General features: G+C 59.9%; 5 protein-coding genes and 1 pseudogene. 1 reads left to right on the top strand and 5 read right to left on the bottom strand.

The features are described 5' to 3' along the window. Nucleotides 1-11 precede the first annotated feature (11 nt). The gene (locus tag Q5H33_RS04035; protein ID WP_033499245.1) at nucleotides 12-1,244 is read right to left on the bottom strand and encodes an ROK family transcriptional regulator; all 1,233 of its coding nucleotides are present in this window, start codon (nucleotides 1,242-1,244) and stop codon (nucleotides 12-14) included. Between the two features lie 169 nt (nucleotides 1,245-1,413). Between Q5H33_RS04035 and Q5H33_RS04040 the strand changes: the two genes are divergently transcribed. Next, complete coding sequence (locus tag Q5H33_RS04040) at nucleotides 1,414-2,934, top strand: xylulokinase (RefSeq protein WP_021913014.1); 1,521 nt, start codon at nucleotides 1,414-1,416, stop codon at nucleotides 2,932-2,934. 202 nt (nucleotides 2,935-3,136) lie between these two features. On the opposite strand, the gene Q5H33_RS04045 is transcribed toward Q5H33_RS04040, so the two are convergent. The 4 genes and pseudogenes from Q5H33_RS04045 to Q5H33_RS04060 form a co-directional block, all read right to left on the bottom strand. Beyond that, on the bottom strand, nucleotides 3,137-3,766 hold the full coding sequence (locus Q5H33_RS04045; protein ID WP_021913013.1) for a sugar O-acetyltransferase: 630 nt from the start codon (nucleotides 3,764-3,766) through the stop codon (nucleotides 3,137-3,139). A 62-nt stretch (nucleotides 3,767-3,828) separates the two neighbouring features. After that, nucleotides 3,829-5,262 (bottom strand): carboxylesterase/lipase family protein, encoded by a 1,434-nt coding sequence (locus Q5H33_RS04050; RefSeq protein ID WP_042990439.1) that lies wholly within the window; start codon nucleotides 5,260-5,262, stop codon nucleotides 3,829-3,831. A gap of 8 nt (nucleotides 5,263-5,270) precedes the next feature. Further along, a complete protein-coding gene (locus Q5H33_RS04055; protein ID WP_039774856.1) occupies nucleotides 5,271-7,217 on the bottom strand; it encodes a sialate O-acetylesterase in 1,947 nt (648 codons plus the stop codon). Between the two features lie 90 nt (nucleotides 7,218-7,307). Beyond that, nucleotides 7,308-8,076 (bottom strand): annotated as a pseudogene (locus Q5H33_RS04060) (glycoside hydrolase 43 family protein); the annotation flags it as partial.

The following is an 8,076-nucleotide window of genomic DNA, read 5'->3' on the forward strand; positions in this document are numbered from 1 at the left end:
GCGCTCAGGAATCATGCTTTGTCGGTGATGAACGTCAGCGGATTGTCGATGAATTTGCGCAAGCCGACTTCCGCGGCACCGTACAACGCCGGATGGTCGGCCACCAACGGGATGGACACGCTCACCTGCATGTCCGACGCCCCCAAGACCTGCGATTCCAAACGGTTTTCGAGCGTTTCGTAGAAGAACGGCCCGAAATCGGTCCACCAACCGCCCAGCAGCACGGTATCGACATCGGCCAGATTCAGTGCGGAGCCGATGGCCGAGGCCAGCGCGTCGATGGCCCGTCCGACGGCCTCCACGGTCCGCACATCATGGGAATGCCATGCGTCCAACAGACGCTCCAGTGCCTCACCGCTCGAAGCCGCATTCTTTTCGGCCACTCCGGAAGCCTCGACCAGCGCGCGACGGCCAGCATACGTTTCCAAACATCCGCGTCGTCCGCATCCGCACAGCGGACCGTCTAAAGACACCGACACGTGACCGATCTCACCGGCGAAACCGTGGCTTCCCGACACGATCTCACCGTCACGGACGATCGCGCCGCCGATGCCGATATCGCACGACAGATACAGGAAGGAGTCGGCGCAATCCACGCCATCGAACACGTCCGCACGCGCACAGGCATATCCCGGAATCTGCGCGATGGCGGCCAGCTTCGCCTCATTGCACGGGGTAACGTCATACCCTCGCATAACGTCGAACGTGGTCAGATCGACATTCTCCCAACCGAGATTGCGGGCCATGAGCAGCCTCTTGTCGGAGGTGACCAAGCCCGGCAGCGCACACGAGACGCCCGCGATGATGCATCGTTTCGATTCCAGATCCTCAGCCATCGCCTTGGCCATGGCGTCAAGCTTGCCGAATACGACGTCCGGCTCGACGCCGCTCATGTCGGCATCCACCCATTCGTGCCTGAGTATGTCGTGGTTGATGTCCAAAGCCATGCATCCATAGCCGTCGGTGTTGACCTGCATGCCGACGCCGCACACCTTGCCGCCTCCCAGCATCAACGGCGTGGACGGGCGCCCATAGCTGGCCGAGTTCTGCGGCTCACCCTCCTTGACGACGCCCGCATCGATCAGCAGCGACACCAGCAACGACATCGTCGCCTTGGTCAGCCCGGTCTCCTTGGCAAGATCCGCTCGGCTCATCGGCCCGGAGGCACGCAGTAGCGTGTCGATCACCACCGAAAGATTGTGATTGCGCAGATCGTCCTGATTGATCCTGCGAAGAGATGCCATAGCCGTTCCCGTCCCTGCCCTGTTTGCCGTGTTGCCGCATCAGCATGAATTCCCCGAACCGATGTTCCAGAGCCTTTCCTGATGCTACACTACTATAGTATAGTTTATTCATCTAACTATTAACCGTGCGCCACCGGCGAACGGCACATGCAAGGAGGCAACACAAACTATGGCAAGGACTCTGGTTGCAGGCGTCGACACATCGACGCAGTCCTGCAAGGTACGCGTGACGGACGCCGAAACCGGCGAGCTTGTACGATTCGGGCAGGCCAAACACCCGAACGGCACATCCGTCGACCCCTCATACTGGTGGAGCGCATTCCAAGAGGCCGCCGAGCAGGCCGGCGGCCTGGACGACGTATCCGCGCTGGCCGTCGGCGGCCAGCAGCACGGCATGGTGATCCTCGACAACCAAGGCAATGTGATCCGCGATGCGATGCTGTGGAACGACACCAGTTCGGCGCCCCAGGCTGCGGCTCTGATCGAAAAGCTCGGCGCAGCGCCCGCACAAGACGGCGAGCCGGAAGACCCAATCGCCCGAGGCAAGCAGCGTTGGGTCAAGGCCGTAGGCTCCTCCCCCGTCGCCTCCTACACGCTGACCAAGGTGGCATGGGTGGCCGAGAACGAGCCCGAAAACGCCAAGAAAATCGCCGCCATCTGCCTACCTCACGACTGGCTGAGCTGGCGCATCGCCGGTTACGGCCCGGTCACCGAAGGCGAGGACGCCCATCTTGAAGCCCTGTTCACCGACCGCTCCGACGCCTCCGGCACCATCTACTACGATGCCGCGTCGAACGAATACCGCCGCGACCTGATCGCCATGGTGCTCGAGGCCGCGGAAGGCGCCGAAGCCGCGCAATCGCACGCCGAGGCCATCGTGCTGCCCACCGTGCTGGGGCCGCGCGACGCCGCCCCCGTCAAGGCCGATCCGGCCATCGCCGGCAAGAACGTCGAAGGCGGCTGCCTGCTCGCCCCCGGCGGCGGCGACAACGCCATGGCATCGCTGGGACTGGGCATGGCCGTCGGCGACGTGTCCATTTCCCTGGGCACCTCCGGCGTGGCCGCAGCCATCTCCGAGAACCCAACCTACGACCTGACCGGCGCCGTATCCGGCTTCGCCGACTGCACCGGGCACTACCTGCCGCTGGCCTGCACCATCAACGGTTCGCGCATCCTCGACGCCGGCCGCGCCGCCCTCGGCGTGGATTACGACGAACTGGCCAAGCTGGCCTTCGCCTCGAAGCCGGGAGCCGGCGGCATCACCCTGGTGCCGTATTTCGACGGCGAACGCACGCCGAACCGCCCGAATGCCACCGCCACCTTCTCCGGCATGACTCTGGCCAACACCACACGCGAGAACCTGGCCCGCGCCTTCGTCGAAGGACTGCTGTGCTCCCAGCGCGACTGCCTGGAGCTCATCCGATCCCTGGGCGCAAGCATCACGCGCATTCTGCTCATCGGCGGCGGCGCGAAGTCCGAAGCTATCCGCACGCTGGCACCAAGCATTCTGGGCATGGACGTGACCCGACCCGCCACCGACGAATACGTGGCCATCGGCGCGGCCCGCCAGGCCGCCTGGGTGCTGTCCGGCGAAACCGAGCCTCCGGCATGGCAACTCACCATCGACGGCGTGGAGACCGGCGAACCGACCGAAGCCGTATACGAAGCCTACGCCAAGGCCCGCGGCTGATCCATCACCGCAGGAATTCAGGCATAGGGCCGGGAAGCTTCCCAACAATGGGGCTTCCCGGCCCTATGCTGATTCATGAACCATACTCATAGAAACGACAATATGAACGACAGCTTCCGTATAAGGCTTTACGCGCTCACCTGCATCGCATGGCTGGAGAAATCGATTTGCCGTCAACACACCCTATGAAACGTTTGCAAAACTACAGCAAACCTTCCACATCGGCGAAGGCAGGGTCATGTTCGGGAATCTCACGAATCACATGCGCTGGATTGCCCACGGCTATGACGTTCTCCGGAATGTCACGTGTCACCACGGACCCGGCGCCGATGATGGAATTCGACCCGATGGTCACCCCCGGCGTGACCGTCACATTGGCGCCGAACCACACGTTATCACCGATGGTCACGGCACTGGCATGCTCCCAGCCCGCCAGGCGGGTGGCAGCGTCCTTGGCATGGTTGGGTGTGGCGATGGTGCAGCGCGGACCGATCAGACAATCCTCACCGAGCGTCACATATCCGCCGCCGCACACCATGAAATCCTTGTTGAGGAACGTGCCGCGGCCAATGGTCAATCCGATGCCGTAGTCGACATTGAACGGCGGCGTGAACTGCACGCCCTCCCCCGCGTCCGGGACCAGCTCGTGAAACAAACGGTACGCCTCGTCCGGATCATCGAAGAAGATGCGGTTGATCTTCGCGCAGGCGCGCATGGCCTCGCCTGTGAATTTCGGCAGCGACTTCGATTTGCGATATTGCGTCGGCTTGCCGGCGAACAGTTTGGTCAGATCCTCGTCGGACGCGATCAGCGCTTCCGTCTCCTGCGTCATATCCGTCTCCTTCATCACATTCCACCGCACTATAGTGAACGCTCACACCATACTATATTCACTTACTTGACCATGACGCATGAAACGTTACCCGGCGTATCGTGGCATCCACCGAACAGCATATATCGTTGGCCATCAGGTCCGCATGCCGTCCACTCAGGCAATCCGGAACCGTTCGGATCACCTGTCGCCGCGAAATTCACCCAATATCGATTCATCGCATGGGACAAATCGTAATGCCAGCCTCGAAACGGCCGCCAGCTCGCAGGGAGCGTCCCGAACGAAAACCATAAATCGGACGAATGAAACGCACCGGCATCATCCCCCGGCATATCCACATCGAATCGATACCTGTATGGTTCCGAGCCGCCGCCTGACACCCATGCATCGATCATATCCAGATTGCCGCACTCACCCTCCGGATACGGAGTGCCATCAGGGCCCGGAACCATGAACTCGCCGGTCGTGTTCCCCACCAACAAATCACACGGAACGCGATGTCCCGCAATAAGCGCATCACGGTATTGCTCGACAAGGAATGTCCCATCGACGCAGGGAATCCAATTAGTCATCGGAGCCCATACGACATCATCACCCTGCCCAGACCAATCGCAAGCAGGAAAAGTCACCGCCGCCTCCAGCAGATCAGTCGCAGGAACAGAACGCGCCTCGGCAATCGATTCAACTTCCAGATACTTCAAAAAACGCGCTCCATTTCGCTGCGCATCCTCAAGAGACCACAGATGGCGATTGAACAGACCAGTTCCACCTCCAGACTGCATGATGACGCGTTGGAACAGACCATCGTTCATCGGCGAGACACTTTGCGCCAACGCGCTTGCGGCCCCTGCGGACTGGCCGAACACGGTAATGTTCGCAGGATCGCCACCAAACAAGGCAATATTGTCCTTTACCCACTGAATGCCCATCCGCTGGTCAAGAAATCCGAAATTCGCACAAGGCCGTCCATCAACCGCTTCCTTTTCCAACATGGCATGCGCGAAAAAACCAAACACATTCAACCGATAAGCAATGGAGACCACCACCACGCCCTGACGGGCCAGCTGCTCTCCATTGAACTCCTTCTCACAGGTAGATCCAGTCTGAAACGCTCCACCGTAAAGCCATACCATCACAGGCAGCCCATGCCCATCGCAACGGGAATCCGTACGAATCTCGGAACCACTGCCGCATCCACGCAAGGCCGGCGTCCAGATATTCAGATACAGACAATCCTCAGCCATCGGAGTGTCAGCGTCAATCTGCCATTCCCTGCCGTAGAACTCATCCGAGCCGGGCAGCGGCTGCATCGGCATCGGCGCGAAATCACCGGCTTCGAGCACGCCATCCCACGCTTCAGCAGGTTGTGGCTCACGCCAGCGTAACTCATCAACAGGCGGCTTGGCATATGGAATGCCCCGAAACACGGTGATCACAGGATCCGCATCGGAGAATCCGTCGACACATCCTTGACGAATCATGACTTGTCTGCGCATGACTGCTCCTAATCAACCATGGGCAACGGCAGATGAAACGGCGGAAGCAGAACACCGTCCCCGTCGCAGATGAGACCGGATTCCGGGCTGTTGCTCCACGCATACCGCACCTCGTCCGGCATGCGCGACGGTATGCGCGCCACAATATCGCAACCATCCAGCCATGCCTCAGCCCGCACCGAAGTGGCGCAGTCGTGCCACAGGAAATCAATTTCTCGCGGAACGTCACCATCCAACGTCATCAGATGGCGATTCTGCGATTGCATCTGTTCGCCCATGGAATTCCGCCACACGCAGTGCATCCTCAACAATCCATCGTCCGCCTCTGCGGTTTCAACAACCGGCTGAGGCTGAGCCTGCTGGCCATACACAAAATCCATCGCGACATTGAATGCACGATCCGCGATGGTTTTCTTATCATGAGGATGCAAATCATTGCTTTCACCGGCATCAAGCGTCACCACCGCAGCCACGTGTTCAAGTTCGTCCGCCACTCTCCATTCCTGTTCTCGAATAAGCGGCCAACCACCATCCTCGATGGCGTCGATGCCGAATTTCGGAAGCTGGACGATCAGGAACGGCATATCCGGCTGATGCCACTTGCCACGCCACAATTTAATCATGGCTTTCAGCTCATCGCCATAACGCATGGCGTAGTCGCCGGTATTCGATTCGCCCTGATACCACAGCACGGCTCGCACCGCGTATGGGAAGCACGGCGCAAGCATGGCATTGTACAAGCCGGTCGGCTTCCATCTGACGAAATCCTCGAATGGGCAATCGCGGTCGGCTTCGGCGGTCACGGCATACTGCCAAATGCCGGACAGGTCGAAGACATCGTCTCCGATGGTCAGTGTCATCCGTTTGCCGGGCGTCACACGGCCGCCGGGCCGTTCAACGACCAGACGCATGCGGATTTCGTTCGCGCCGGCGCGCAACACGCCGGCTGCGACCGGATAGTCCCGCGGCTCATACACATTGCTTCGCCCACCGACCAACACACCATTGACCCACGTATGGTCGGCATCATTCATGGTGCCCAGACGCAGTAGGGCGGGCTTCCCCGCATCCGACGGAGGCAGGAACACGGTTTTTCTCATGGTAATCTCGCCACGGAAACCGGCAAGTCCGCGATCCTTGTACCATCCAGGCAGGCGTATGTCATGCCATGCCACGTCGCGCGGCTCGATGTTCTTGGATTCCGGACAGTCCCACGCGATCAATGGCAGCCACTCATGGTGCGCATCGGCCACGGCCTCGTATCCAAGCGCCTGGTACCACCGGTCCCGCTCGGCAACGGAATCGAGGCTTCTTTTCGACGCCACACCATCGCCAAGGTACGGTTCAAGACTGGCGAGCGCTTCGGGGAACGCTCGTAATGTGTCAATGTCCATCCAGGATTCGATCGGAGAGCCGCCCAATGAAATGTTCAACAGACCAACGGGCACACCGAGCCACTGGCGGATCCTGCGACCGAAAAAATATGCGAGCGCTGAGAAATCATCAAGCGTATCCGCATCACAGCCCTGCCAGAACGCACGGTCGTGATCGTCGCGAGGACCTTTGAAATCGTAATCGGGAATCACTTTGTACTGCCGCAGCAATGGATCGGGATCACGGTCCCACTCCTGTGGATAGTCGGCGCGCACCCAAGCCATAGGCAGTTCCATATTCGACTGCCCGGAGCACAGGAACACCTCTCCCGCATAGCACTGCCGTGAGATACGCTCCGCTCCGTCCTCGTAGCATATGGTCAGCTCGTACGGCCCTCCAGCTTCGATCGGACCATACGGCGCGTTCCAAGTTCCGTCGTCTTTCACCTGCACCATATGCCGCTCGTCAGCAAGCCGTGTCAATACGATGCGTCCGGGATCGCCGGTGCCCCAAATATGCATGTCCACACCGGCTTGCAGCACGCAGCCGTCGTCAAGTAGTTTCGGCAATCGCAAAGTCATCTCAGCATTCTCCCCATTGAGTCTGCGTTCATTTCACCAAATAACCGACGGGCGGCAGGAATGCGGCGAATCGCCGCCCGTCGGCATCGACTACCGGTTGTCGGGAAGCTCCCGATAATCGAAATAGTCGAATTCGGCTTTCGCGTCATAGCCAGACAGATCAACACAGGCGAGACCCACGAACGCGCCGGTGAAGAAGCCGCCATAGCGCTGGTTCACATAGTCATCGGACAGAATCTTCGCATCGAGCTTCACCGGAATCTCGGTGAAGCGCTCACCGTCGAAGGAATATTCGTAGGAATAGTATTCCGTGCGGACCTTGGTGCGCAGCCATACCGCTTCGGCGTCTTCGGGCACCACGATGGCGTCATCCTTGAGGAACGACGTGTATTGGTTGAAATCGTTCTGAGCCACTTCGATGACCCTTGCATGTCGTTTCTCATCCCAAGTGACGAACGCCCATGACCAGCACAGGTCATCGTAATAGTTGGTCAGGCCTGCCATCTGCATGTAGTTCTTCGGATCGAAACGCACCTTGGTTTCGGCGTCGAAATCGAATGCCTGCCAGCGACGAGCCACAAGGGACAGGTCAAACAGGTTGCACAGCGAGCCCTGACCACGCAATGCCAGTTTGCCGTCGCCCACCGTGCCCATGGCGTCGGTGAACGGGACGCGCAGGGTGTTCCAATTCGGTCCGAGTTCGTCGGATTCGAACTCGTCGCGCTCGTCGCGCGTCGCTGGGGCAACGGTCTCGATGGCGTCTTTCGGAGCGTCGACGTAACGCTGTCCGCCATGGCCTCCGACCACGCGCGGCCAACCGTCCTCATCCCATTCGACTTTCTGGATGGAGGTCTCGCGT

The organism is uncultured Bifidobacterium sp., from assembly GCF_959020145.1.
Classification (GTDB): Bacteria; Actinomycetota; Actinomycetes; order Actinomycetales; family Bifidobacteriaceae; genus Bifidobacterium.